At 66.9% G+C, this 26,076-nt stretch carries 24 protein-coding genes; 15 read left to right on the top strand and 9 right to left on the bottom strand.

The features are described from left to right. The first annotated feature begins 2 nt into the window (after positions 1 to 2). The 8 genes from ACTJI4_RS04975 to ACTJI4_RS05010 all read left to right on the top strand — a co-directional run bounded on the left by ACTJI4_RS04975 (position 3) and on the right by ACTJI4_RS05010 (position 10,114). A complete protein-coding gene (locus ACTJI4_RS04975) occupies positions 3 to 1,265 on the top strand; it encodes an RNA polymerase sigma factor (RefSeq protein WP_440868705.1) in 1,263 nt (420 codons plus the stop codon). A 102-nt stretch (positions 1,266 to 1,367) separates the two neighbouring features. Next, positions 1,368 to 2,573, top strand: coding sequence for a hypothetical protein (locus tag ACTJI4_RS04980; protein ID WP_440868706.1), 1,206 nt, complete (start codon positions 1,368 to 1,370; stop codon positions 2,571 to 2,573). Then, the gene (locus ACTJI4_RS04985; RefSeq protein ID WP_392919632.1) at positions 2,564 to 3,664 is read left to right on the top strand and encodes a hypothetical protein; all 1,101 of its coding nucleotides are present in this window, start codon (positions 2,564 to 2,566) and stop codon (positions 3,662 to 3,664) included. Before ACTJI4_RS04980 ends, ACTJI4_RS04985 begins: the two co-directional genes overlap by 10 nt. A gap of 63 nt (positions 3,665 to 3,727) precedes the next feature. Continuing rightward, positions 3,728 to 4,393, top strand: coding sequence for a hypothetical protein (locus ACTJI4_RS04990; protein ID WP_392919629.1), 666 nt, complete (start codon positions 3,728 to 3,730; stop codon positions 4,391 to 4,393). A gap of 18 nt (positions 4,394 to 4,411) precedes the next feature. Beyond that, complete coding sequence (locus tag ACTJI4_RS04995) at positions 4,412 to 6,061, top strand: CsgG/HfaB family protein (protein WP_440868707.1); 1,650 nt, start codon at positions 4,412 to 4,414, stop codon at positions 6,059 to 6,061. A gap of 192 nt (positions 6,062 to 6,253) precedes the next feature. After that, entirely contained in the window at positions 6,254 to 7,903 is a 1,650-nt protein-coding gene (locus tag ACTJI4_RS05000) for a M28 family metallopeptidase (RefSeq protein WP_440868708.1), read from the top strand. A gap of 188 nt (positions 7,904 to 8,091) precedes the next feature. After that, positions 8,092 to 9,351, top strand: a complete 1,260-nt coding sequence (locus ACTJI4_RS05005) for a sensor histidine kinase (RefSeq protein WP_440868709.1) — start codon at positions 8,092 to 8,094, stop codon at positions 9,349 to 9,351. Continuing rightward, positions 9,341 to 10,114 (top strand): LytR/AlgR family response regulator transcription factor, encoded by a 774-nt coding sequence (locus ACTJI4_RS05010; RefSeq protein ID WP_392919618.1) that lies wholly within the window; start codon positions 9,341 to 9,343, stop codon positions 10,112 to 10,114. Before ACTJI4_RS05005 ends, ACTJI4_RS05010 begins: the two co-directional genes overlap by 11 nt. Before the next feature lie 60 nt (positions 10,115 to 10,174). Here the strand turns inward: ACTJI4_RS05010 and ACTJI4_RS05015 are convergent, their stop codons facing one another. After that, positions 10,175 to 10,789, bottom strand: a complete 615-nt coding sequence (locus ACTJI4_RS05015; protein ID WP_392919615.1) for a hypothetical protein — start codon at positions 10,787 to 10,789, stop codon at positions 10,175 to 10,177. 323 nt (positions 10,790 to 11,112) lie between these two features. Here ACTJI4_RS05015 and ACTJI4_RS05020 point away from each other — a divergent pair, with 323 nt between their 5' ends. Continuing rightward, positions 11,113 to 12,027: an oxygenase MpaB family protein gene (locus ACTJI4_RS05020; RefSeq protein WP_440868710.1), complete on the top strand. Its 915-nt coding sequence runs from the start codon at positions 11,113 to 11,115 to the stop codon at positions 12,025 to 12,027. Positions 12,028 to 12,163: 136 nt separating this feature from the next. On the opposite strand, the gene ACTJI4_RS05025 is transcribed toward ACTJI4_RS05020, so the two are convergent. Continuing rightward, a complete protein-coding gene (locus ACTJI4_RS05025) occupies positions 12,164 to 14,284 on the bottom strand; it encodes a M13 family metallopeptidase (RefSeq protein ID WP_440868711.1) in 2,121 nt (706 codons plus the stop codon). 294 nt (positions 14,285 to 14,578) lie between these two features. On the opposite strand from ACTJI4_RS05025, the gene ACTJI4_RS05030 reads away from it, so the two are divergent. The 3 genes from ACTJI4_RS05030 to ACTJI4_RS05040 all read left to right on the top strand — a co-directional run bounded on the left by ACTJI4_RS05030 (position 14,579) and on the right by ACTJI4_RS05040 (position 20,135). Continuing rightward, positions 14,579 to 17,527: a bifunctional diguanylate cyclase/phosphodiesterase gene (locus tag ACTJI4_RS05030; RefSeq protein ID WP_440868712.1), complete on the top strand. Its 2,949-nt coding sequence runs from the start codon at positions 14,579 to 14,581 to the stop codon at positions 17,525 to 17,527. Between the two features lie 102 nt (positions 17,528 to 17,629). Further along, positions 17,630 to 18,424 carry a DODA-type extradiol aromatic ring-opening family dioxygenase gene (locus ACTJI4_RS05035; protein WP_440868713.1) on the top strand — a complete coding sequence of 265 codons (795 nt, stop codon included), beginning with the start codon at positions 17,630 to 17,632 and terminating at the stop codon, positions 18,422 to 18,424. A gap of 67 nt (positions 18,425 to 18,491) precedes the next feature. Further along, a complete protein-coding gene (locus ACTJI4_RS05040; RefSeq protein ID WP_440868714.1) occupies positions 18,492 to 20,135 on the top strand; it encodes a Na+/H+ antiporter in 1,644 nt (547 codons plus the stop codon). 51 nt (positions 20,136 to 20,186) lie between these two features. On the opposite strand, the gene ACTJI4_RS05045 is transcribed toward ACTJI4_RS05040, so the two are convergent. After that, complete coding sequence (locus ACTJI4_RS05045) at positions 20,187 to 20,435, bottom strand: DUF3297 family protein (RefSeq protein ID WP_214904994.1); 249 nt, start codon at positions 20,433 to 20,435, stop codon at positions 20,187 to 20,189. A gap of 101 nt (positions 20,436 to 20,536) precedes the next feature. Between ACTJI4_RS05045 and ACTJI4_RS05050 the strand changes: the two genes are divergently transcribed. Then, positions 20,537 to 21,079, top strand: coding sequence for a DUF6630 family protein (locus tag ACTJI4_RS05050; RefSeq protein WP_392919596.1), 543 nt, complete (start codon positions 20,537 to 20,539; stop codon positions 21,077 to 21,079). 52 nt (positions 21,080 to 21,131) lie between these two features. Here ACTJI4_RS05050 and ACTJI4_RS05055 read toward each other — a convergent pair whose 3' ends face one another. The 5 genes from ACTJI4_RS05055 to msrB all read right to left on the bottom strand — a co-directional run bounded on the left by ACTJI4_RS05055 (position 21,132) and on the right by msrB (position 24,571). Then, a complete protein-coding gene (locus ACTJI4_RS05055; RefSeq protein ID WP_440868715.1) occupies positions 21,132 to 21,407 on the bottom strand; it encodes a DUF4031 domain-containing protein in 276 nt (91 codons plus the stop codon). A 14-nt stretch (positions 21,408 to 21,421) separates the two neighbouring features. Then, on the bottom strand, positions 21,422 to 21,919 hold the full coding sequence (locus ACTJI4_RS05060; RefSeq protein WP_392919591.1) for a hypothetical protein: 498 nt from the start codon (positions 21,917 to 21,919) through the stop codon (positions 21,422 to 21,424). 138 nt (positions 21,920 to 22,057) lie between these two features. Further along, on the bottom strand, positions 22,058 to 23,029 hold the full coding sequence (motB, locus tag ACTJI4_RS05065; RefSeq protein ID WP_392919588.1) for a flagellar motor protein MotB: 972 nt from the start codon (positions 23,027 to 23,029) through the stop codon (positions 22,058 to 22,060). Positions 23,030 to 23,038: 9 nt separating this feature from the next. After that, positions 23,039 to 23,893 carry a flagellar motor stator protein MotA gene (gene motA, locus ACTJI4_RS05070; RefSeq protein ID WP_392919585.1) on the bottom strand — a complete coding sequence of 285 codons (855 nt, stop codon included), beginning with the start codon at positions 23,891 to 23,893 and terminating at the stop codon, positions 23,039 to 23,041. A 210-nt stretch (positions 23,894 to 24,103) separates the two neighbouring features. Then, positions 24,104 to 24,571, bottom strand: coding sequence for a peptide-methionine (R)-S-oxide reductase MsrB (msrB, locus tag ACTJI4_RS05075; protein WP_440868716.1), 468 nt, complete (start codon positions 24,569 to 24,571; stop codon positions 24,104 to 24,106). A gap of 129 nt (positions 24,572 to 24,700) precedes the next feature. Here msrB and ACTJI4_RS05080 point away from each other — a divergent pair, with 129 nt between their 5' ends. Further along, positions 24,701 to 25,084 (top strand): classical arabinogalactan protein 4, encoded by a 384-nt coding sequence (locus ACTJI4_RS05080; RefSeq protein WP_392919580.1) that lies wholly within the window; start codon positions 24,701 to 24,703, stop codon positions 25,082 to 25,084. Positions 25,085 to 25,228: 144 nt separating this feature from the next. After that, the gene (locus ACTJI4_RS05085) at positions 25,229 to 25,393 is read left to right on the top strand and encodes a lana protein (RefSeq protein WP_068848964.1); all 165 of its coding nucleotides are present in this window, start codon (positions 25,229 to 25,231) and stop codon (positions 25,391 to 25,393) included. A 63-nt stretch (positions 25,394 to 25,456) separates the two neighbouring features. On the opposite strand, the gene ACTJI4_RS05090 is transcribed toward ACTJI4_RS05085, so the two are convergent. Beyond that, on the bottom strand, positions 25,457 to 25,936 hold the full coding sequence (locus tag ACTJI4_RS05090) for an Lrp/AsnC ligand binding domain-containing protein (RefSeq protein WP_392919575.1): 480 nt from the start codon (positions 25,934 to 25,936) through the stop codon (positions 25,457 to 25,459). Positions 25,937 to 26,076: the final 140 nt, after the last annotated feature.

A 26,076-nucleotide genomic window follows, 5' to 3' on the forward strand; every position in this document is an offset into this window, starting at 1 on the left:
GCATGGAAGCAGCGCTGACACAACGACTGGATACCCTCTGGCGCATGGAGTCGCCGGCGCTGATCGCACGCCTGGCGCGGATGCTGGGCGGCGATATCGGGCGTGCCGAAGAACTGGCCCAGGACACCTGGCTGGCCGCGCTGGAGCGCTGGCCCACCCAGGGCGTCCCGGATAATCCGGGAGCGTGGCTGATGACCACTGCACGCAATCGTGCCATCGACGTGCTGCGCCAGCACCAGCGGGTGGCCGGCCAGCATGCGCAATGGGGCAGCGAGCTGGAACCGCAGCCCTTGCCGCTGCCCGATGACAGCGACGCCCTGCAGGACGACATTGGCGATGACCTGCTGCGGCTGATGTTCGTGGCCTGCCACCCGGTGCTGTCGGCCGATGCACGGGTGGCATTGACCCTGCGCCTGCTGGGCGGGCTGACCACCGATGAAATCGCGCGCGCGTTCCTGCAGCCCGAACCGACCATTGCCCAGCGCATCGTGCGCGCCAAGCGCACGCTGGCCGACAGGCAGGTGCCGTTCGAGGTGCCGCGCCAGGCGGCGTTGCCGGAGCGGCTCGGCTCGGTGCTGGCGGTGGTGTACCTGATCTTCAACGAAGGCTATGCGGCCAGCAGCGGCGATGACTGGATGCGCCCGGCGCTGTGCGAGGAAGCCCTGCGGCTGGGCCGGGTGCTGCAGCAGCGCCTGCCGACCTGGCCGCAGGTGCACGGCCTGCTCGCATTGATGGAACTGCAGGCTTCGCGCGCGGCCGCGCGCGTGGACGCGCACGGCAACCCGATCCTGCTGCCCGACCAGGACCGCAGCCGCTGGGACCACCTGCAGGTGGCACGCGGCCAGGCGGCATTGCAGCAGGCCGTGGCGCTGGGTGGGGCCGATGATGGCTACGTGCTGCAGGCGTCCATTGCCGACTGCCATGCGCGCGCACGCCACGTCGACGCGACCGACTGGGCGCGCATGGCCGCGCTGTATGCGCGGTTGGCGGAAGTACAACCGTCACCGGTGGTGGAGCTCAACCGTGCCGTGGCGGTATCCCGTGCGGAAGGGGCGGCAGCGGCATGGCCCTTGGTAGAGCAGCTGGCCGATGATCCCCGGTTGCGGGACTATGCGCCGCTGGCGGCAGTGCAGGGTGACCTTTTGTCGCAGATGGGCCGTCATGCAGAAGCGGCCGATGCCTTCGCGCGGGCGGCGCGGCTTACTCCCAACGCGCGTGAACGCGCGCTGTTGCAGGCGCGGGCCGCGCGGCTGCAACCGGGCTGACACAATTTTCCGCTTGCCGGAAATCTGAACAGGCACTATGGTGGCGCCTCACAAAAGTGACCAGGCGCCTTGCCGGGTCCGTTCGAGAAGGATTGCGGGACGATGGTTTCAGGGAAGAAGCGTACGCGCGCGCGTAGCGCGTGGCTGTTGTTGTGCGGGTTCGTCTTGGTGGGCACTGCCACCTTCGCCACCGCCGCCCAGGCCGCCGACAAATCGCAGCAGGCCTATTGGGCCGGTTTTGCCTATACCGCCGACCAGAGCGCCGTGGAGGCCAGCACCCCGCGTGCGGCCGCCGTGCTCAAGGCGCGTGGCCTGGCGCCGCTCAACCAGGCCCTGTGGGCGCGGCTGCAGGCACAGCGTCCGGCCAGCCTCGAACTGATTGACCAGCCGCTGGCGATGCTCGATGGCACCACCAGCGCCACGGTGCTGGCCACCGCGCTGGACCGCGAGCTGGTCTCGATCGAACCGATCGGTGGCCAGTACAAGGTGCTGGTGGAAGTGGCGCTGCAGGCGCTGTTCTTCGATTTCCGCGAACGCCAGGTGGTGGCGTCGTACCCGATCACCCTGCAGCGCATCGACGTGATGGAGTTCCTGCCGGACGAGGACGACATCGACGCGATCGTCGCCGATCTGCTGTACGGCAGGGCCGCCACCGGCCTGCCGCAGGTGCTGGCCGATACGCTGGCCAAGGCGCAGCTGCCAGCCGCGTCCACGCGCCGCCTGCAGGTGGGCGAAGTGACCTTGTCCGACGCAGTGCGCGCCAAGCTGCCCGACGCGGTGGATGAAAAGGTGCTGCGCGCCACGCTGGCCCACGAACTGTCCAAGACGTTGTCGTCCAACACCGGCATTGGCCTGCTGCCGCCGGCCACCGGCCAGGCGATCGGCGGGGCGATGGCCGCGCGCTTTGCCGACGGCAAGGTGTACCAGTTGAAGATCCCCGAGCCGGATTACGTGGTGAAGCTGCGCCTGGATGCGCTGAAAAACGGTGTGGTCAATGAAACCCCGGCAATGAAGACGATGCTGTTCGGCGCGTTCTTCCAGGCCACGGTGGTGGAGCCGTTCTCGGGCAAGGTGTTCTTCGACCAGCCGCTGCGCAAGGGCGCCACCAAGGTGGTGCCGTCGACCCAGTGGCACGTTGACCAGTGGTCGGCCAGCTACGAAACCACCCTGGCCGGCCTGGACGCCTTCGCCGGCGCCGCCGCCAAGCGCGCGGATTCGAAAGCATGGCTGGGCGAACAGAAGCCCGGCGGCAAGCCGTTGCAGCAACAGACCCAAGCCCTCCAGGAGTTGATCACCTCATGCCGTTGATTCGTGCCGTACTGCTGATTCTCATTGCACTGATGGTTGCCGCGCCGGTGTCGGCGCAGACCGCCAGTTCCCGTGGCACCGGTTCGGCCAGCTATGGCCTGCGCCTGAGTGCCGATACCCGCGCCCAGGCCCTGAACAAGGCCAAGGTCAACGCACTGGAGGCGTACATCGCCGAATCCGGTGCGGCCAAGCTGCGCCTGTTCGAAGACCGCCGCGCCGAGTTCATCGGCGAAATCGACCGCTATGTGCTGTCGGCCGTGCCGCTGTCGGATACCGAGGACAAGAAGGCCAAGACCTACACCGTCAGCATCCGCGCCGAAATCAACGCCACCCTGCTGCAGACCAAGCTGGATGCCGGCTCGGCCACCGCCGGGGCGCGTGGCAACGAGCGTTCGTTGCTGACCTTCCTGTTCATGGCGCGCTCGCAGGACACCGTGCAGTCGTTCCAGGACAAGGAATACCGCCGCGTCGACGCCAGCCAGAGCTACGACGAGAAGACCCGCGAAGGCGACAGCTTCCGTGGCAACTCCGTAAGCACCAATGGCAGCATCAACCAGAACGCATCGGTGTCGATCACCTCCGGTGGCAGCACCACCGCGCGCAGCGACAACATCAGCTGGAAGGTGGCCAACGCCAACGAAGTGAACACCGCCATGACCGGCGCCTTCAGCGCGGCCGGCTATGAGGTGGTGGAAGCGGAATACGTGGAAGGTGAATCGCGTGGCCTGCTGAGCATCGAGCGCATCCGCAAGGACTTCAGCACCGGCAACGACCTGTCGGCCGCCACCCTGCGTGACACCGCCAACGGCATCAAGGCCGCCAACATTCCGTACCTGGCCGTGGGCACCCTGGACGTGGGCATGCGCGATCGTGATCCGGTCAGCGGCAACACCCGCGTGTTCGTCACCGTCACCGGCAAGGTGCTGGACGTGAGCGGCCGCTTCCCGAAGACCGTGTCGTCGGTGGGCCCGGTGCAGTTCTCCGGTACCGGTCCGAACGAGACCGTGGCCCGCACCAATGCGCTGCAGATCGCCGCCGAAAAGGGCGCGCAGCAGATGATCAACGAATTGAACGTCAAGGCCGTGCGTTAAGGCGTACCGACCAACGGTCGGTACCTGCCGGTTTGCGCCAACATTTTCCAACAAGGACACACCATGATCCGCAAGACCCTCATCGCACTGGCCATCGCCACCACCTTCGCCGCCCCGGCGCACGCTCAGTTCGGCAAGCTGAAGGACCTGGCTGGCGGCGGCAACAGCACCGCAGCCGCCTCGGCAGGCGCCCCGGACGAAGCCGCGCAGGAAGCGCTGGTGCGTCGCTTCGTCGCCTCGCAGTCGCATTCGATCGACGCGCAGACCTCTTTTGCCAAGGCCTTCGGCCTGGCCGAGCAGGTAAAGCTGCTGGAAGCCGAGCGCATGGCGCTGTCGTCCGGCTCGGTCAACGTGGACCAGATGAAGAAGTCGGTCTCGGTCAGCGAAGCCGCCCAGGCCGCGATCGACGAGCGCGTGGCCGCGCAGCCGGAGCTGAGCGCTGAATCCAAGCAGCACTACACCACCGGCCTGGTGGCGCTGGTCGCGTCGGCTGCCGAAGGCCAGAAGCTGAGCGGTGAAGCCAGCAACTTCGCCAATGGCATGAAGAACCTGAGCGGCACCCAGCTGGTCACGGTGGGCCGCAAGTTGGCTGCCGGTGCGTGGGTGGCCAAGGAATCGCCGGGCTACCTGAAGGGCCTGTACTCCTCCTCGAAGGCCGCACTGACCTTCGCCCGCGCCGCCAAGATCAAAGTGCCGGGCAACGCCGAGTCGATGCTCGACAGCCTGTAATAGAAGGAAACGCCGCGCATGCAGACCTCATACCGACTGTTGAGCCTGGCCCTCACCGCTACCCTGCTTGCCGCCTGCGGCAAGCAGGAGGCACCGGTGGAGACCACGGCGCCGAAGGCCGAATCCAGGCTGGATGCACCGGCTGAAAAGCCGCTGCGCGATGCACCGGATTTCGGCGGCACCACCCAGGTGGCGCGCGAAGCCGAGGGAATCGGCAGCACGCCGGAGCTGGCAGTGCTGGCAGCGCTGCAGTCGGCGGTGGCACAGGTCAATGGCGTGCGTGTCGCCAGCCAGATGCAGAGCCTGCGTGCGGGCCTGCATGTGGACGTGGATGGGGAACACGTCGGCGATATCCGCGCCGACGCGTTTTCCCAGCAGATGATTGCCGCCTCCCAAGGGGCGGTGCTGGGCTACGAAATCCTCTCGCAGGAAGAAGTCAGCCAGCTGGATGAAGAAGTGATTGCCCGCGTGCGCGCCAGCGACGCCGGCTACAGTTATTCGGCGTCTGCCTCGGCCAGTGGCTCGGCGCAGGCGCAGGCCGAGGCAAGCGGGGGCGGCGGTTCGGCCTCGGCAAGCATCAAGGAAAGCTACAAGGAACAGGCCAGCGTGGACGCCAAGCGGGGCGCGCAGTCGTTCGAGTCCGATGTCAGCCGCCGCACCATGCGCAGCTACTGGAAGGTGCGCGTGCGCGCCGACATCGCCAAGTACCGTGCCCCGGACGAGCAGGGCCGGCCGAAGATCGTGGTGGCCCAGCCGCACGTGCGCAGCGGCACCTACGCCGTCGGCGATGGCCGCGTGGCCAGCGATGAAGTGGCCGCGGCCATTCGTGCGCGCCTGAACGACACGCTGACCCAGACCAAGCGCTTCATCGTGCTGGACCGTGAGTTCGGCGAGGAGATGCAGGCCGAGATCGACCACATCAACAGCGGCAACGTGCGGCTGCAGGACACCGCGCGGCTGGGCCAGCAGCTGGCCACGGACCTGATCCTGATTCCGACCATCGAACGCTTCGAGTACCCGCGCAGCGTGCGCAACCTGCGCATGTCCGACCGTCAGGTCACCTCGTATTCGGGCGGTGGGCGCATCACCCTGCGCCTGATCAACGCCACCACCGGTGAGGTGGTGATGTCCGACAGCTTCGACCACCAGCTGGCCTCGACGGGCCCGAGCACCCTGCCGCGCGTGGTGGATGGCAAGGGCATGGCGGCGGCGATGATGGATTCGCTGTCCGGGCAGATCGGCACGGCGATCATCACCGAGATCTTCCCGGTGTCGGTGGTGGCCATGACCGGTGACCAGGTGGTGCTGAGCCAGGGCGGCGAATCGCTCAAGCCCGGCCAGCGCTGGCAGGCGGTGATGCTGGGCGAGGAACTGAAAGACCCGCAGACCGGGCGTTCGCTGGGCCGCAATGAAAGCCCGTGCTGCACGATCCGGGTGGACCGCGTGGCGGCGCAGACCTCCTACGGCACCATCGAAGGCGGCGCGGACCTGGGCGGGGCGAACTTCAAGCCGGGTGCGATCGAGCTGCGCCAGTTGGCCGGTGCGGCGAAGCCGACGGCTGCGGCGGCGACCGCAGCGAACGGGGGGGGCGCGGCCAAGCCGAAGCCGGCGCCGGCGCGCGCGGCTGCACCGAAGGCGGCTGCGCCGGCGGAAGATCCGAACTGGTGATTCTGTCGGGGGCTCACGACCAACGGTCGTGAGCTACCACGGATGGCACCTGGACCACGGATGGCACCCGGAAACGGGAATGGCGGCTGCCCTGCCGGTAGCGCACGACCGTTGGTCGTGCGGCGGCCCACGGCCGGCGCCCTTCGGGAATGGGTATCATCGAACGATGATGTCCCTGCCCCGGAGTAAGCAATGAAGCGAGTGGTTTTGAGCGTGCTGGCACTGTCGGTGTCCAGCGCCCTGATGGCGGCGACGCCGAAATTCGATGGCGCGCGGATCTCCGCCGACGTCAAGGAACTGGCCTCCGACGCCTATGAAGGCCGCTCGCCCGCCACGGCCGGCGAAGCGAAAACCATCGCCTTCCTCAGCAAACAGTTCGCGGCCGCCGGCCTGCAGCCGGGCGGCGACCTGAAGGACGGCAAGCGTCTGTGGACCCAGGCCGTGCCGCTGCTCAAGGGCGATATCGTCGGCGCCCCCAGCCTGGCGCTGTCCAGCAAGGGCAAGCCGCAGTCGCTTACCCAGGGCCAGGAAATCGCCGTGCGCGCAGCCATGAACGGTGCCTCCGAGGTCGACATCCAGAACGCCCCGCTGGTGTTCCTGGGCTACGGCGTGAACGCACCCGAGCGCAACTGGAACGACTTCAAGGACGTGGACCTGAAGGGCAAGATCGCCGTGGTGCTGATCAACGACCCGGACTTCGAAACCGGCGAAGGCGACTTCGACGGCAAGGGCATGACCTACTACGGCCGCTGGACCTACAAGTACGAAGAGGGCGCCCGCCAGGGCGCGCTGGGCGTGCTGATCGTGCACGAAACCGCGCCGGCCTCCTACGGCTGGGCCACGGTTGCCGGCTCCAACACCAACACCATGTTCGACGTGGTCCGCGACAACCCGGCCGAGGCGCACCCGCTGCTGGAAGGCTGGATCCAGCGCGACCTGGCGGTGGACCTGTTCAAGCGTGCCGGCCAGGACTTCGAGGCGCTCAAGAAGCAGGCGCAGCGCCGCGACTTCAAGCCGGTGGAGCTGAAGGGCGAAACCTTCTCGGCCAAGTACGCGGTGAAGACCGAGGTGATCACCTCGCACAACGTGGCCGCGCGCCTGGAAGGCAGCAAGCACCCGGATGAAACCGTGGTGTACAGCGCGCACTGGGACCACATCGGGGTGGGCAAGCCGGATGCGAACGGCGACACCATCTTCAACGGCGCGCTGGACAATGCCAGCGGCACCGCCTCGCTGGTGGAACTGGCCCGTGGCTTCGCCAAGGGCAAGCGCCCGGAGCGCTCGGTGCTGTTCCTGGCCGTGACCGCCGAAGAGAAGGGCCTGCTCGGTTCGGAATATTACGCCAGCCACCCGCTGTACCCGCTGGCCAAGACCGTGGCGGTGATCAACATGGACGGCATGGCGCCGTTCGGCCCGTCGCGTGATTTCGGCATCTACGGCTCGGCCAAGCTGGAACTGCTGGACCAGCTGAAGGACGTGGCCCAGGGCTGGGACATCCGCTACACGCCGGACCCGAAGCCGGAAGCCGGCCTGTTCTTCCGTTCCGATCACTTCCCGTTCGCCAAGCGCGGCGTACCGGCGGTGTCCTACTCGGCCGGCCAGGACTGGGTGGACGGCGGCGTGGCCGCAGGCAAGGCGGCCTCGGACGACTACACCGCCAAGCGCTACCACCAGCAGGGCGACGAGTGGCAGCCGGATTGGAAGTTCGCTGGCGCCGCCCGCGATCTGGAAGTGCTGTACACGCTCGGCAATCAGCTGGCCAATTCCCGCAGCTGGCCGAACTGGAGCGATGACTCCCAGTTCCGCGCACCACGCGACGCGTCGGCCGCCGACCGTAAATGATCGAAGCCACCCCGCCGGCGCTGCCGGCGGGGAATGCGGCGCCGCAATGCTGCCGGCGCGGAACGGGTAGTGCCGACTGTTACTGAAGATTCCTCCTTCACCACCGTTTTCAGGGCTTTCGTCGCATCCCGCTTGTTCCCCCGGGCGGCAGGGCTATCCTCACACCATCCCATCGTGAAGACGCCGCCGTGTTTGCCAGCCTTTCCCTGATTCTCCGTATTCTGGTGGCCTGGGCCGCGGCGATCGTCGTGGCCGGGTTCGTGTGGAGTGGCTTCTTCCACGGCATGGATGAAGGCCCGGGCTGGGTGTTCGGACTGCTGGCGCTGTTCCTGATGATCACCGCGCTGGGCAGCTGCATCACCCACCTGCGTCGCGTCTCGACCCTGGCCGGGCACTTGGACGCGGCCACCCTGTCCAGCCGCCAGCGGCGCCAGATCGAACTGCCCATGGATGCCGGCGAGGCCTTCAGCCTGGTCGAACAGGCGATCAAGGAACTGCCGCGCGTGGAAGACATCGAAAGCGCCGCCGGCAGTCTGCAGGTACGTGCCTACGTGCGCCGCGTGGACCCTTACAACGGTCGCCCGCCGTCGCGCTGGAACCTGCCTGCGCGGCTGGCGATCAAGCGCAACAGCGTGCTCGCCACGGTGACCCCGGGGCAGGGCACCAGCAGCGTGACGCTGGTGTTTGAACCCGATGCCGGGGTATGGGCCGACCTGCTGGCGGTGGATGAAGGCAGCAACTACGAGAACGCCGAAGCGGTCAGCCGCGCGATCACCCGCCGGGTGTCCGAACAGCGCCGCGACGAGCAGGCCGCAGCCGAACAGACCGCCACCGAAAAGGAACTGTCGGTAGCCCGTTTGAACCTGCTGCATGCGCAGGTGGAGCCGCACTTCCTCTACAACACGCTGGCCAACGCGCAGGTACTGACCCGCACCGACCCGCCGCGCGCCGATCAGATGCTGGGGCACCTGATCCAGTACCTGCGCAGTTCACTGCCGAGCGTGGACGAATCGATGTCCACCCTGGGCGTAGAGCTGGAGCGCACCAAGGCCTACCTGGAGATCCTGAAAATCCGGATGGGCGCGCGGCTGGCGCTGCAGGTGGACGTGCCGCCGGCGCTGGAAACCCTGCCGCTGCCGTCCATGGCGCTGCAGACCCTGGTCGAGAACGCGATCAAGCACGGGCTGGAACCCAAGCCGGGCGGCGGCACGGTGTGGATCATCGCGCGCGCGTTCGATGACCACGTCACCCTGACCGTGGCCGATGACGGTCTGGGCTTCGGCCAGGGCAGCAGCGGTACCGGTATTGGCCTGAAGAACCTGCGCGAACGGCTGCGCCTGACCTGCGGCGAACGCGCCGGCGTGGCCATCGTGTCCAACTTCCCCAGCGGCGTGGCGGCAACGATCACCCTGCCGCGCGATGCACGCGAGGCGATCCATGCTGCTTGATGCCCTCATTGCCGAAGACGAACACCTGCTGCGCCAGTCGCTGGTGGCCCAACTGCAGCGCTTGTGGCCGGAACTGCGGCTGGTTGCCGAATGCGAGGACGGCGCCAGCGCGCTGGAACGGCTGGCCGAACTGAAACCGGACCTGGCCCTGCTCGACATCCGCATGCCGGGCATCAGCGGCATTGAAGTGGCGCGCGCGCTGCCCGAGATCAGCCCACGCACGCAGGTGGTGTTCGTGACCGCCTACGACCAGTACGCGATCGATGCGTTCGAGCAGGGTGCGATGGACTACCTGCTCAAGCCGGTCAGCGATGAGCGCCTGCTGGCCACGCGCGAGCGCATCCTCGCGCGCATGCAGCTGGGACGGCCGGACAACGCCATGCTGGAACAGCTGCTGCAGCGCCTGGGCCAGCAGCCGGGGATGCACTCGAACGCACCGCCGCTGGCGTGGATCACCGCCAGCAATGGCCGTGATACACAGCTGATCATGCTCGAAGACGTGGTCTATTTCCGCGCCGACAGCAAGTACACCACGGTGGTGACCGAGGCCGGCGAGAGCCTGCTGCGCACCCCGCTGCGCGAACTGCTGGACGTGCTGGACCCGCAGCGGTTCCGCCAGATCCACCGCTCCACCATCGTCAACATGAAGGCGGTGGCCGCGGTCAGCCGCGACGACAGCGGCCGTGGCCAGCTACGCCTGAAGCAGCGGCCCGAAGTGCTCAACGTGAGCCAGCCGTTCATGAGCCTGTTCCGCGGCATGTAGAAAAACAATGCCACCGTGTTCGCGCACGGTGGCATTGGGATCCCCCTGGACCTCGTGGGGTCAGAAAGCCGGTTGCAGGTGCAGGTTCTGGCCGGGGTCGGGTTCGCCGATGTGGTTGAGCTGGCCGACCAGTTCCGAATGCTGCTTCATGCGCCCGATCTCACGCATGATGCGGATGTCTTCGTGGCGCAGCTCGCGCCTGGCGGTGACCGCCTGCTTGTAATCGAGCACTTCCGGGTAAAGCTGGGCCATGTCCAGCGCTTCGGCCACGCATTCCACCGTATCGGCATCGGAGGTGATCCGCGCGCGGCTGTTGAACGCCTTCATCCAGCGCTCGAAACCGGCGGTGTGGTCGAACATGTTGGCCATGAACCAGATTACGAACAGGATCGAGACCCACGAGCCGAACACGATCACCACGCGGGTGAAGGTGATATGGAAGTCGTCCTTCCACAGGTAGTTGGCGATCAGGCCGAGGATCAGCAGCGAGGCCGCCTGCCAGCCGACGATGGACGCCATGAGCCATTGGCCCTTGGCCTTGGCCAGGGTGGCCACTTCTTCGCGGATCTGCTGCTCACTCTTGTTGCGCCAATGCGCGACCTGCTTTTCGAACGGGCTGCCGTAGAGCTCGTTGTCCTGGAGCAGTAAACCCAAACCTTTGAACAAAGCGATCATCACGGGCTCCTTCGGGAACGTGCAGCGGCGCATTTGGACGGACGGTGAGGCGGCTTCAGTTCTAGCACTTTCATTTCGCTTGGCAATGGGCAGTGCGACAAAACGCCGCAGGGGGGGTTAACTGAATAGGGCGGCCGCAAACTTTTTGCGCGATGCATCATTAAAAACTTCCCGAAAAACCGAAAAACCAGCCCCGTTTTCTGCTGCACCCGCACAATTCAAAGGCGGGGAGGCCCGGGCGCGTGGCCCAGGCGTCGTAGATCACGCAGAATTGACGCAACCGCGCAGGATCGCGGCCCTTTCGACCCCCTGGAAGCCCCCTGATGTCGTCACTGCTGCACCGTCTTACCGCCCCTGCCACCGTGCCGATCCGGCGCTGGGTGCTGGGCGCCTTTCCGCGCGGGCAAAGCGGCATCGATTACGACCATCCGCTGGGCGACCCGGGCTGGTTCGGGCCGGACAGTGTTACCTGGCGGGTGCATGCCGAGTTTCCGGGGATGCTGGCCGGTGGGCTGTGCGCGCTGATGCTGCAGACCCTGCACCCGCTGGCGCTGGCCGGGGTGTACGACCATTCCAACTTTCGCGATGACCTGGTGGGGCGGCTGCGGCGGACCACGGCGTTCGTGGCGTGCACCAGCTACGGGCCCACGGGCGAGGTTGAAGCGCTGGTGGCGAAGGTGAAGCGCATCCACGCGCGGGTGCGTGGGCAGACCCCGGACGGGCAGGCGTACTCCGCTGACGATCCTGCACTGCTCACCTGGGTGCATGTGACCGAGGCGTACGGGTTCCTGCAGGGCTACCGGCGGTATTGCCGGGACGTGCCCGCGGAGATGGCGGACCGCTACTACGATGAGTACCGGCGCGTGGCTGAAGCGTTGGGTGCCACCGGGGTACCGGCATCGGAAGCGGATGTTGCGGCATATTTCGCACAGCAACGCACGATGCTCCGTTTCGACACACGCTCGCGCGAAGTGCTGGAGGTGCTGTCAAGCATCCGCCTGCCCGTACCGATGGCGGGGCTGTCGCGCGAACTGTTCCTCGGCGCCGGTGCCGCACTGCTTCCCGAGTGGGCCACCACGATGCTGGAACGCACGCCGCTGCAACGCACCCAGGCACGCGCCTCGGCGCGCTTGCTGCAGGGCATGTCGCCGCTGTTCCGCCGCGCGCTGCAGGATGGCGTGGCGGCACGTGCCTGCGCACGCGTCGGCGTGCCAGCAGGCACGCTCGCCCATTGGTGAACCGGAACGCATCGGCGTTGGGATCAATGACTCATCGGTGCACGGATCAATGACGCATCTCAACGTCATGCGTCACCGCGCCGATCATTGTTATCGGCAGTCGTTTGGGAAACGGGCGCCGAAGCGCCCGTCTTTGTCACCACACCTTGACCCGCTTTTCCGGGGCCAGGTACAGCTTCTGCCCTTCCTTCACCTCGAACGCGGGGTACCACGCGTCCAGGTTGCGCACGGTGAGCGCGCGGAACTGGCCAGGCGCGTGCACGTTGGTCAGCAGCGAATTGCGCAGGGCCTGCTCGCGCGCCTTGCTCCGCCATGCCTGGGCGAAGCCCAGGAAGAAACGCTGGTCCGGGGTGAAGCCTTCCAGGGTCTGGCCGGGCTTGCCCTGCAGCGACAGCTGGTAGGCGTCGTAGGCCGTGGCCAGACCGGCCACGTCGGCGATGTTCTCGCCCAGCGTCAGGCGGCCGTTCACCGACACGCCCGGGAACGGCTGGTAGCTGCTGAACTGCGCAGCCAGTGCATCGCCGGCGGCGTTGAACTTCTTCAGGTCTTCGGCCGTCCACCAGTTGTGCAGCCTGCCGGTTTCATCGAACAGCGCACCGGCGTTGTCGAAGCCGTGGCTGATCTCGTGGCCGATCACCGCACCGATCGCGCCGTAGTTCACGGCATCATCAGCGGCCCCGTCGAAGAACGGGGGCTGCAGGATCGCGGCCGGGAACACCAGGCGGTTTTCCAGCGGCACGTTCATCGCGTTGATGGTCTGCGGCAGCATCGCCCATTCGCTGTGGTCCACCGGCTGGCCCAGCTTGGCCAGGTTGCGGCGGTATTCGAACAGGCCGGCGCGTTCGGCGTTGCCCAGCGCATCGTCGCGCTTCACTTCCAGGCCGGTGTAGTCGCGCCACTTGTCCGGGTAGCCCATGCCCACGGTGAGACCCTCGACCTTGGCCTTGGCGTGTGCCTTGGTTTCCGGCGACATCCATTCCAGCGCGTCGATGCGCTTGGCGAAGGCGGCGATGATGTTCTTTGCCATCTCATCGGCGCGCGCCTTGGTGGCCGGGTCGAAGTGCTTGTCGACATACAGCTTGCCGATCGCTTCGCCCACGGCGCTGTTGCTCTCATCCACCGCACGCTTCCAGCGCTCGCTCTGCTGCGGGGTGCCATTGAGGGTGGTGCCGTGGAAGGCGAAACGCGCATCGGCCAGTGCCTTGGGCAGGTACGGCGCGGCGCGGTCCAGCGCGTGGAAGGTCAGGTAGTCCTTCCACACATCCAGCGGTTCGGTGGCGACCAGGCGCGAAATACCGGCCACCGCCTTGGGCTGCCACACGATGAAGTCGTCCTGCTTGTCCAGGCCGGCGGCGGCCAGGAACGCGGCCCAGTCCATGCCCGGCGCCTTGGCGCTCAGGTCGGCCTGCTTCCACGCGTTGGCACCCTTGGCCACGTCGTTGGTTTCTTCCTGGGTGGCGTGCGCCTGGGCGATGCGGGTCTCCAGCGCCAGGATGCGCTGCGCCTTGGCGGCCGGGTCGGCCACGCCGGCCAGCTGCAGCACCTGGGCGATATAGGCCTGGTACTGCTTGCGGATCTCGGCCATGCGGCCGCCCTGCAGGTAGAAGTCACGGTCGGGCAGGCCCAGGCCCCCCTGCACCAGGTACGGCGCGTTGCGATCGGGCTGCAGCAGATCCACCGAGACCCAGGTGCCGAACAGGCGGTCGGTGTAGAAGTTGGTGGCGTTGAGCAGGTCGACGTCGGCGCGCAGGGTGCCGCCCAGGGCGGTGGCCAGCGCGGCCTTGTCGCCGATGCCGCCGATGGCGTCCAGCTCGGGCTTGATCGCGCCCATGCCGCGCGATTCGATTCCGGCCTCATCCATGAAGGCGGCGTAATAGTCGCCGATCAGCTTGGTTTCACCGCTGGCCTGGGTATCGGCGGCGGCGCCTTCGAGGATGGCGCGGGTGTCGGCCAGGGTTTTCTCGGAAATGACGTTGAAGCTGCCGTAGCTGGAACGGTCGGCCGGGATTTCGGTGTTCTTGACCCAGCTGCCGTTGGCGAAGCCGAAGAAGTCATCGCCGGCGGCGACACTGCGGTCCATGCCGGCGGTATCGAAGCCGAAGCTGCCCAGTTGCGGCTTGGGTGCGGCGGGCGGGGCGGCGGCATCGGCGGCGGGCGGGGCGGTCGGCGCGGCCGCATCGCGGTCGCAGGCGGCCAGGCCCAGCGACAGGCTGGCGGCGATGGCAAGCATCAGGGTGGGGCGGCGCAGCTTGGACATGAACTTCTCAGGCGACGGGGAAACGCCAAGTCTAATCCGCGGCCCGGCCCTGGAACCGGCCGGATCTGGCGGGAATTGTGGCCGCATTCGGCTCCGTCAACATGTGACGGCTATCGCACCCCTTCCCGCGCCGGGCGGGCTGGTGCATGCTGGGGTCACGGCGCTGGGCCAAGGCCTTGCCCGTGGGAAACGGGCAAGACAGACGTCAAGAAACTGCGACGTCGGCCGCTCAGGTTTGGGGAAACCAGGAAGCGTTTACATGAAGTCAGGCCGTCACCGGGGTAGAGGTATGCGATGCCCGCATTGAGCCAGCCCATGGCGCGGCCGCTGCGGACGATCGTGTGGCTGGGCATCGGCCTGGGCCTGCTGCTGGGCGCCGGCCTGGTGGTGATGCTGCTCAATGATTACCAGCGCCGGCTGGAGGCCGCGCAGCGGCAGAGCACGGCGCTGGCCACCGGTTCGCAGCGCCTGCTGCGGCTGGAGCTGCGCAACCTGGAACGCGCCATGCGCGGCATCGCCGCCGACGGCGCGCAGCTGTTCGAGCGCGTGCCGGCGCAGGCGCCAGACCTGCTCGACGACGCCATCGATGGCGTGCTGCAGCGGCATGCCGAGCTGGAAAGCATCGTGGTGGTGGACCAGTTCGGCCGCGCCCTGACCAGCGGCAGTGGCGATCTGACCCTGCCCCTGTGGGCGGTGGAGCCGCATCGCGGTGCAGAAAGCCTGCTGTACCTGGGTCCCCCGCAGGACCTGGGCATGCGCCGCTGGGTGCTGCCGCTGGCGCTGCGCATGGGCGAGGACCGTTGGCTGCTCAGCCGGCTGCATACCAGTGAACTGCAGTCGATCATCAGCGGGCTGGATATCGGGCTGCGTGGCGTGCTCTCCATCAGTGATGTCGGCGGCCATGTGCTGGCGCGCAGCCCCGACAACGACGGCCTGACCGGCCAACAGTTCAAGCTGCAGCGGCGCGACCTGGTAGGCAGCGACTCGGTGCTGCCTCTGGGCGTTGAAAACAGTCCCATCGACAAGGTCGAGCGCATCACCACCCTTACCACCCTGGCCGAGTACCCGCTGGCGGTGTACGCCGGGCTGGGCCGGCAGGACGTGCTGGCGCCGTGGTGGCCTTACGTGCAGGCCTCGATCGGCCTGTACCTGCTGTACTGGGGTGCGTTCGCGCTGGTCTACACCAGCCTGCGCCGCGCCACCCGCCGCCAGGATGCGATGAGCGAGGAACTGCGCACCGGCCATGCCGAACTGCGCATGGCCCACCAGGTCGGCAAGATCTGCACCTGGACGGTGGACGAGGATGCCTCGGTGCTGCGTTGGTCGCCGCTGGCGCGCGATGTATTCGGCATCCACCTGGATTCGCTGCCGGTGGCCGAATTCTTCAACCGCGTCCACCACGAGGATGTGCAGCGGCTGCAGGCCGCGTTCGACGATGCGTTCGCCGGCAACGGCGTGCTCGACGAGATGTTCCGCATCGTGCTGCCCGGTGGCACCACGCATTGGGTGTCCGCGCGCGGCCAGCAGGTGGGCGCCAGCGACCGCGAGCGGCGCATGATCGGTGCCCTTACCGACGTGAGTGAGCGGGTCCAGGCGCTGGCGCGCGCGCAGCAGGCCGAGCGCCAGTTCCGCCTGCTGTTCGACCGCAACCCGGCGCCGTTCTGGGTGTTCGACCCGGACACGCTGCGCTTCCTGGAAGTGAACGAAGCGGCGGTCCGTCAATACGGTTACAGCCGCGACGAATTCCTGGCAATGAGCATCCTCGATATCCGCCCGCGCGAAGGCTGGGAGGAAATCCGCGGGGCGATCGCCAATGCCGCCAACGGCGACCTGCAGGATGCCAAGGTGCGCCTGCACCGGCGCAAGGATGGCACCGTGTTCGAAGTGCGTGCGCACCTGGCGCGGCTGGACTTCGACGGGCGCCAGGCCTGCCTTGTACTGGCCGAAGACATCAGCGACCGCATGGCCTATGAGCGCGACCTGGCCTACCATGCTACCCACAACCCGGCCACCGGCCTGCTCAACACCCGGGCGCTGGCCGCGCAGCTGGACGAGGAAGGCGGCAGCTATACCATCGCCTATGTGCAGTTCCGTGGCCTGCAGCTGGTGGCCGACACGCTGGGCCGCGAAGTGGGCGAGGTGGTGCTGCAGGCCATGGCCAAGCGCCTGGGCGGGCTGGGGGTGCGCTATGGCTTGCTGGCATTCCAGCCTGCCGAGGATTTCATCTTCGCCATCCGCGACGACCACGAGCGCCAGACCGCGCTGGATACGCTGGTGCAGACGGTATCCGAACCTGTGCGTGGGCAGGACTGGCTGCATCAGTTCGAGCCGCGCATTGGCGTGGCGGTGAAGTTCGACGGCGATGTGGTCAGCGCCGAGCAGGTGATCGGCATGGCTGCACAGGCCGCGCATGCCGCGCGTGACGAGGGCAGCGTGATTGCCTGGTTCGACAGCGCGGTGAGTTCGCGGCTGGCTGACCGGCTGCGCCTGGCCGGGCGCATCCACAGTGCGATCGATGCCGAATTCGCGCTGTATTTCCAGCCGATCTGCCACGCCAGCGACGGCAGCCCGGCCGCGCTGGAGGCCCTGCTGCGTTGGCCGCAGGCGGATGGAAGCTTCATTCCGCCGGGCGAGTTCATCCAGCTGTGCGAAGACACCGGGTTGATCCTGGCGCTGGGTCGCTGGGTGATCCGCGAAGCAGCGCGGGCGCAGCGGCAGCTGGTGGATGCCGGCTGGAACCTGCCGATCGCGGTGAACGTATCTGCGGTGCAGTTCTTCAACAGCGACCTGGTGGCCGAGTTCAGCCGCGCCAGCCAGGAGTTCGGGCTGGCGCGCGGGGCGCTGCACGTGGAGCTCACCGAAAGCAGCCTGATGCGCAAACCCGGCCAGGCCAAGCAGACCATGCAGCGCATGCACGAGCAGGGCATCTGCATTTCGCTGGATGATTTCGGCACCGGTTATTCGAACATGTCCTACCTGCAGCACCTGCCGCTGGATATCCTGAAAATCGACCGCAGCTTCGTGGCCGATGTGGAAACCAATCCGCGCAACGCCTCGATCTGCCGCGCGCTGTTGTCACTGGGCCACAGCATGGGCCTGACCGTGATCGCCGAGGGCGTGGAAACCCCGGGCCAGTACGAGTGGCTGGCGGCGCACGGCTGCGACCAGGTGCAGGGCTTCCTGCTGGGTCGCCCCGCGCCGCTGCTCGATGTGATCGGGCGGTTGGAGCTGGCCGCAGTGTGAAGGCGCTTGTTCCGTATGTGGAACTAATATCTGTTTTTTTTGGCAATTTAACTTCACTGATATTGGCAATAGGCTGACCTTCTGGATTCCCGGAGCTCCGCCATGAACCGCCTGCCGTCGCTGTACATCTCCCATGGTTCGCCGATGACCGCCCTGACTCCCGGGCTGGTGGGCGTGCGCCTGGCCGAGCTGGCCGCGCAGCTGCCGCGCCCGCGCGCGATCGTGATGGCCTCGGCGCATTGGCTGACCCGCCAGCCGGTGGTGGGTGGGCACCCGCAACCGCCGACGATCCATGATTTCGGTGGCTTCCCGCAGGCATTGTTCGACCTGCAGTACCCGGCGCCAGGCGACCCCGCCCTGGCCGGGGAGGTCGCGCAGCGGCTGGCCGCGGCCGGACTGCCTGCCGCGGTGGACCCGACCCGTGGGCTCGACCACGGCGCGTGGGTACCGCTGCGCCTGCTCTACCCGCAGGCCGACATCCCGGTGGTGCCGCTGGCGCTGCAGCCGCTGCAGGGCCCTGCCCACCAGTTCGCGCTGGGCCGCGCGCTGGCACCGCTGCGCGGGCAGGGCGTGCTGCTGATCGGCTCGGGCAGCATCACCCATAACCTGCACGATTTCCGCGAGTACCAGCGCGGCGGCGAAGCGCCGTACGTGCGCCCCTTCATCGAATGGGTGGAGCAGCGCCTGCAGGCCAACGACAGCGCCGCGCTGCTCGACTACCGCCGGCAGGCGCCGCATGCCGAACGCGCGCACCCCAGCGACGAGCACTTCCAGCCGCTGCATTTCGCCCTCGGCGCGGCCGGCGGTGACGTGCTGGGTGCGCAGCGCATCGATGCCGGTATCGATGCGGGCATGCTGGCGATGGACATCTACCGCTTCGATGGCGAGGCGGCCTGACGTCGCCGCTGTAGGGCGCGGTTCGGGGTGGGTGTGGTAATTTTTTTCCAGGCTCTCTGGAAAATGCATGCATACGATTGAAGTCGTCCTGGCGATGCTGGTGGCGGTTGTTGCCAGCGGCTACCTGGTCCGCGTACTGCCGTTGTCGTTGCCGCTGCCGCTGGTCCAGATCGGCCTGGGCGCGGTGATTGCGGGGGTGTTCAACCGCGGGCACGCGCTGGAACCGGAGATGTTCTTCCTGCTGTTCCTGCCGCCGCTGCTGTTTCTGGATGGCTGGCGCATTCCCAAACAAGGCCTGTTCCGCGACAAGGGCGTGATCCTGGAGCTGGCGTTCGGGCTGGTGGTGTTCACCGTGATCGGCGCCGGCCTGCTGATCCACTGGATGATTCCGGTGATGCCGCTGGCGGTGGCCTTCGCGCTGGCGGCGATCATTTCGCCGACCGACCCGGTGGCGGTCAGCTCGATTGCTTCGCGCGCGCCGATTCCCAAGCGGCTGATGCACATCCTGGAAGGCGAATCGCTGTTGAACGATGCGTCCGGCCTGGTCTGCTTCCGCTTCGCGGTGGCCGCGGTGATGACCGGTACGTTCTCGCTGGCCACGGCCTCGGTGACCTTCCTGTGGGTGGCGGCGGCCGGCCTGGCGATCGGCGTGGCGGTGACGCTGGGCGTGTCCACCTTCCAGCGCTGGCTGTGGCGGCGCTTCGGTGAAGAGCCGGGCGCGGCGTTGCTGGTGAACCTGCTGATTCCGTTCGCGGCCTACCTGCTGGCCGAAGAAGCCAACGCCTCGGGCATTCTCTCGGCGGTGGCCGCCGGCATCACCATGAGCTACGTGGAGCTCACCGGGCGGGTGTCGGGCAGCATGCGCGTGCAGCGCATGGCGGTGTGGAACATGCTGCAGTTCTCCTTCAACGGCATCATGTTCGTGCTGCTGGGCGAGCAGCTGCCGGGCATCGTGGAACGCGCCATGACCACGGTGAGCGAAAGCGGGCACCACAGTGCCTGGTGGCTGCTGGTGTACGTGGTGGTGATCAACCTGGCGCTGGTGCTGCTGCGCCTGGCCTGGGTGTGGTTGTCGCTGCGCTGGAGCCTGCTGCGTGCGAAGCATCGCGGTGAAGCGCGGCAGGGAACCTCCTGGCGGATCGTAGTGGCCACGTCGCTGGCCGGCGTACGCGGTGCCATCACGCTGGCCGGTGTGCTGACGCTTCCGCTGTTCCTGCCGGATGGCAGTGCGTTTCCGGCGCGCGACCTGGTGATCTTCCTGGCCGCGGCGGTGATCCTGGTATCGCTGGTGGGTGCCAGCGTGGCGTTGCCGCGCCTGCTCAAGGGGCTGGAGCTGCCGGCCGATTCGGGCGAGCGCAAGGAAGAAGACCTGGCGCGGCGATTGGCCTCCAAGGCCGCACTGGCCGGGGTGGAGCGCATGCGCCAGCAGCTGGTGCAGAACCAGACCACCGACAACGTGCAGCTGTACAACGATGCGGCCTCACGGGTGAGCCTGCTGTACCAGCGCAACCTGGAAAAAGACCAGGGCCCGGATGCGGATCCGGAAAAGGTAAAGCGCATGGAGCAGGGGTACCGCCAGCTGCGCAGTGCCGGTTTGACCGCCGAGCGCGAAGAACTGTTCCGGTTGACCCGGCGCGGGCGGATTTCCGACGAGATCTCGCGCAGGCTGATCCGCAACCTGGACCTGCTGGAAACCCGGCAAAGGGATTGACGGCGCAGCCGTCAATCCCGGGTCGCAACCGACCGTGGGTCGGTTGAGTGATTATTCCGGCTTCTGGTCGAGGTAATACGCCACCACGGTGCCCTTGACCTTGATGGTCATCGGGTTGCCACGGCGGTCGCGGGCCTTGCCAGCCTGCACGCGGATCCAGCCTTCGCTGACCGAATACTCTTCAACGTTGTCGCGCTCGACATCGTTGAAGCGGATGCCTACGCCGCGCTCCAGCGCCGCGGCATCGTGGAAGGGGCTGGCCGGGTTGATCGCCAGGTGGTCGGGAGGGGTATCGCTCATGGTCATTGGATGCTGACAGCCACCACGGCCATCTTCAGGCGCACAGGATAACCGTAGGGTGGCCGTGGCAGAATGCCTGCCTGTCTCCAGGAATACCGGCCATGCCCGACAACAGCGACTATTTCGACTTCGAAGAAGACGAACGCGATTTCGACGAAGACGATTTCGAGGCCCGGATCTGGAATCTGTTCGTGCTGATCAACCCGGGCGATGAAGAGCTGGGCCTGCAGCAGTTCAACCGCTGGCGCGAGGCGCTGCTCGAGAATGGCGAGGAAATCGACGAGGACGCCGACTGGCTGCCGCCGTTGATGACCGCCATTGCCTGGCAGTCCGGCTTTGAGGTGGAGCGTGAGGACACCGATGCGCTGGTGTCGGCGGTGAACGAACTGGCCGCGCGCTGGAACCTGCAGCTGGATTGGGGTGGCGACCTGGACGACGAGGATTTTGCCGCGGATGTGGACGCGCCGAAGCTGATGGGCACCGCTTACGACCGCCTGCGCGAGCACAACTACTCGCTGTGGAGCGTGGATACCGGCAATGGTGGGCTGGCCGGCTGGATGGCGCTGCAGCGCGATGATGACGCCATGCTGGCGCTGTGTTCGCTGCTGGGGGTGGAAGTGCGGCCGGGGTCGGATCCGTTCTGATTCACCCGAGCAACGGTCGGGTGCTACCCGTGGAGTGCGACCGGCGGGGGCGTTACGCGGTGTATTGCGATCTGGCGTTGGCGATGACGGCTTTGACCAGGTCCCGATCCGTGTGCCGGGAGATGGCGGTCGCGCCCAGCGCGATGGCCTGCAGGCGCAGGGGCGCGGGGACGTCGTAGTGGGCGCCGCTGCGGCGGTTCTGGAACGCCCGCCGCGGAATCCCGAGCTGCGCCGCCATGGCGTGCAGCTCGGGCAGGGTGTCGGCCATCAGATGCGCCCAGCGCTCGCCGCGCCAGGGGTGGACCGCATCATCGATATAGACCGTCACCGGGTGGCCGTGGCTCAGGCCTGCGGCTTGTCGTCGCTGGCGGCCGGGGTGGCCTCGGCGGCGTCGGCAGCCGGTTCAGCGGCCTCGGCGTCTTCGGCGGTGGGTTCAGCGTCCTGGCCTTCTTCGCCTTCCACGCCTTCGAACTCGGAGACCAGCTGGCTCAGGTACTCGTCGGCGGTCTTGCCTTCATCGGCGGCCAGGTCGTCGATCAGCTGCTGCAGCTGGGTCGAGTACTCCAGGGTGACCTTGCGGCCCTCCTTCTCCTGCACGTTGGAGAGGTGCTTGAGCATGGCCAGCATCGGCACCGGGTTGTCGGCGTTGCCCATGGTCTGGCCGCCGATGGCCAGCAGCCATTCGGTGCCCTGCAGCCCGATCGCGGCGACCACCTGGCCTTCCTCGTTGGTCAGCACGGCGTGGTTCTGCACCGGCTGCTGGGCGTTGAGGCGGTTGATCGGGCGCTTGGGCTGGAGCTTCTTGCGCTTGTCGCGCTTGGCCTTGGACTGCTTGGACATGGAATCGGTCTGTCTGGAGGAGAAAGACCGCCATTGTAATGGGGGATCGGTGGGGATGCTGGGAAGGCCCGTTCGCGCGAACGGGGATGCCGCGATTTTCGGGTAGGTAACGACCGTTGGTCGTTACCCTCTGGGCCGTCAGGGCGAGGCGGAGGCCGGCGCTGCGGCCGGGGCCGGGACGCCCTGGGCCGCCTGGATGTCGGCGTCGTGGACGGTGGGCGACAGCGCCACTTCCTGGCCCGAACCGGCCAGGGCGGCGGCTTCGGCGGCCTTGGTCATCACCACGATGCTGATGCGGCGGTTGATCGGGTTGTCCGGCTGAGTCTTGTCGAACAGCACCGACGAGGACAACCCGACCACGCGGGTGACCTTGTCCTCGGCCATGCCGCCATCGAGCAGCGCACGCCGGGCGGCGTTGGCGCGGTCGGCGCTGAGCTCCCAGTTGCTGTAGCCGTGTGCGGCGTTGTAGGCCGTGGTGTCGGTGTGGCCGGTGATGCTGATCCGGTTCGGCACGTGATTGATGAACTGCGAAAGCTCGCCGAGGATGTCGCGGGTGTAGGTTTTCAGCGCCGCGCTGCCCATGTCGAACATCGGCCGGTTCTGCTTGTCCACGATCTGGATGCGCAGGCCTTCCGGGGTCAGGTCCAGCAGCAGCTGGTCCTTGAAGGGTTCCAGCGCCTGGCTTTTGCTGATCGCTTCTTCCAGTTCCTGCTTGAGCACTTCCAGCTGCTTCTTTTCCCGCTCGCGCTCGTCTTCCTGCGGCACCGGGCGTTCGGCCTGCTGGTTCTGGAAGGGGTCGTTGCTGTTGCCGCGCGAGACATCAGTGGCGCCGCCCAGTTTGATCATCGACGTGCTGGCGCCGCCCGGGCCGGCCATGCCCGGCGCGGGCGTGGGGCTCTGCCCGGTGAGCGGGCTGGGGTTGCGGAAATACTCGGAAATGGAGGCACGCTCGGGTTTGGTGGTGGCCGCCATCAGCCACAGCACCAGGAAGAACGCCATCATGGCGGTCACGAAGTCGGCATAGGCCACTTTCCAGGCGCCACCATGGTGCGCGCCGTGGCCGCCCTTCTTGACCCGGCGAACGATGACGGTGGGTTTGTTCTCGGCCATGGCGCTGCCTTACTTGACCGTCTTGAGATGTTGTTCGAATTCGCTGAAACCCGGGCGCACGTTGGACGGCAGGGTCTTGCGGGCGAACTCCAGCGCGATCTTCGGGTTGTAGCCGCGCAGGCAGGCCAGCAGCGCGGTCTTGACCGATTCGTAGATGCGGCTGTCCTGCTCGGCGCGCGCTTCCACCGCCGCGGCCAGTGGACTGACGAAGCCATAGGCCAGCAGGATGCCCAGGAAGGTACCGACCAGCGCGCCGGCCACGTGTGCGCCCACTTCGGTGATTTCGCCGCCGATCGAGCCCATGGTGATCACGATGCCCAGCACCGCGGCCACGATGCCGAAACCGGGCAGGCCGTCGGACACCTTGTTGAGCACGGCCGAGGGCTGCATCGCTTCGGCGTGGTGCTTTTCCAGCTCCATTTCCAGCAACGGTTCAAGCTCGTGCGGTTCGATGTTGCTGCCGATCATCAGGCGCAGGCAATCGGTGATGAAGTCCACCAGGTGGTGGTCGGCCTGCACCTTGGGGTAGTTGGCGAAAATGGCGCTCTCGCCCGGGCGTTCGACATGGTCTTCGAGCGCCATGAAGCCCTCGCGACGCGCCTTGTTCAGCAGTTCGTAGAGCAGGCTCAGCACATCGATGTAGTCCTGCTGCTTGTAACGCGGGCCCTTGAACACGCCCACCGTGGCCTGCAGGGTCTGCTTGACGGTCTTGACCGGGGTGCCGACCAGGAACGCGCCCAGCGCCGCGCCACCGATGATGACCAGCTCATAGGGCTGCCACAGCGCGCCGAGCTTGCCGTGCGCGCCGACATAGCCGCCGAGCACGCTGAGGATGACGATCAGGAAGCCAACAATGATGAGCATGGGGCGGACGCGGCGGTGGGGGATATCACCATGTCGGCCTGGCGCGCGCGTTCTGAAGGGGGGCGTGGTCGGACGTCACACTTTTGGCTGGCGCGTCATACCCACCAACGGTGGGTATCTAGCAAGGAGCCGGCCCGGATGTGACCCGGGCGCGGGGCCGGCCTGGCGCGGTAGGTGCCCACCGTTGGTGGGCACGCGGTCTGCGCGGGCTCAACCCGCTGGCTGGGCCTCGGCGCCACCGCGCTGCAGCGGATCCGGATACGGCTGACCGTTGGCGGTGAACTGCAGCGAGACCGAATTCAGGCAGTGCCGCTCGCCGGTCGGTGGCGGGCCGTCCGGGAAGACGTGGCCAAGATGGCTGTCACAGCGGGCGCACACGATTTCAGTTCGCACCATGCCATGACTGACATCACGGATTTCGCGCACATGGGCCGGGTCGAACGGGGCGAAGAAGCTCGGCCAGCCGGTGGCGGAGTCGAACTTCGTGCTGGAACGGAACAGCGGAAGGCCACACAGGCGGCAGCCGTAGACGCCGTCCTGCTTGTTATCCAGGAATACCCCGCAGAACGGGGCTTCAGTGCCGTGCTGGAGCAGGACGCGGCGCTCGTCGGCGCTGAGCCCGTCTACGAGGGCGGCGCGTTGGGCGTCGCTGGGCGGGGAGAGATCGAATGCGGTCATGGGCAGTCCTCGTGGGGATGACAGGAAAATGGGGGCGGCCGCCGCCGGGGGCAAGCGCTGACGACATTCATGGTGCTGACACGCACGGGGGCGCAGGGTGAACGCATGTTCCCTCGTGAGTCTGCCGCCATGAAACGTTTCTTCTGGGGTGCCGTGTCGCTGGCCGTGCTGGTGCCGTTGGGCGCAGCCGCACAGATGCCCGCGCCCCGCAAACCCACCGAGACCCGTCCGGTCACCACCCCCGTGCCCGCGCAGGCGCCGATGCCTGCACCGGTGAAAACCCCGGCGCAGACCACGCAGCAGCTGCGCACCCACCCGATCCAGAGCCAGGGACCGGCGCAGGTGGTACCGCCAGCACCGCCGGCCACCACTGCCCCACCCAAGGTGTATGACCGCCACGGTCGCATCGTGCCGGGCATGAAGCAGGCCGGCCCGAACCGCGTGCTGGACACCCGCACCGGGCGCTACTACGACGCGGTGCCGACCGGCGATGGCCAGCGCATCAAACCCTGATGCATGAACGTTTTACAACCGATGCCCGCAGTCATCGGTGTCAACGCCGCAGCTCACTGCAATTTCGCCTGCGATTAACTGCTTTTCGCCGAGTCTGTACGTGCGCCGCAACAGCGCGCATCCCCAAGCTAAGAAGGTGCAGTCATGGCTAATCAGCAGAAGGGCAATCCCGGCAAGATGCCGCAGGAACAGCAGGGCCAGCAGAACCAGAAATCCGGCCAGCAGAACCAGCAGCAATGGGATCAGCAGAACCAGAAAGGTGGCAAACAGCAGGACCAGCGCCACCAGGACCAGAAACAGCAGCGTTGATGCCTCTGGTCGGCAGCTACACGGGCGGTGCGCGCAAGCGCGCCGCCTTTTGCGTTTGGCGGGTCAGTCCGGGATGGGCAGGGTCAGCGTTTCCTTGACCTCTTCCATCACGATGTAGCTCTTGGATTCGCGCACGTGCGGCAGGGTCAGCAGGGTGCTGCCCAGCAGCTTGCGGTAGGACGCCATTTCGCTGATGCGCGCCTTGAGCAGGTAATCGAAATCGCCCGATACCAGGTGGCATTCCAGCACGTTGGGCAGCTTCAGCGCCGCGCGGCGGAATTCCTCGAAGATGTCGCCGGACTTGTAGGCCAGGCTGATCTCCACGAACACCAGCAGGCTGGCCTTGAGGTACTGCGGGTCCAGCCGCGCGTAGTAGCCGGTGATGGCGCCATCGCGTTCCAACCGCCTTACCCGCTCGGTGCATGGGGTGGTGGAGAGCCCCACGCGCTCGCCCAGCTCGGTGAAGGAAATGCGGCCTTCATCCTGCAGGATCCGCAGGATCCTGCGGTCGATCTTGTCCAGCTCGCGGGCACGTGCGGCCATGGTGTCAGCTCCCCCGGGGTGTTGGCGCGACAATAACCTGCCTGAGGCGCCAAAAACAGCAAAATTGCTTGGTTTGGCCGGAATATACTTCCTCAATTATGGTCCCGGCACGCGCCAGTGCAGGGAATGATCGGGTTGGA

It is taken from the genome of Stenotrophomonas sp. 22385 (assembly GCF_052045085.1).
GTDB lineage: Bacteria > Pseudomonadota > Gammaproteobacteria > Xanthomonadales > Xanthomonadaceae > Stenotrophomonas.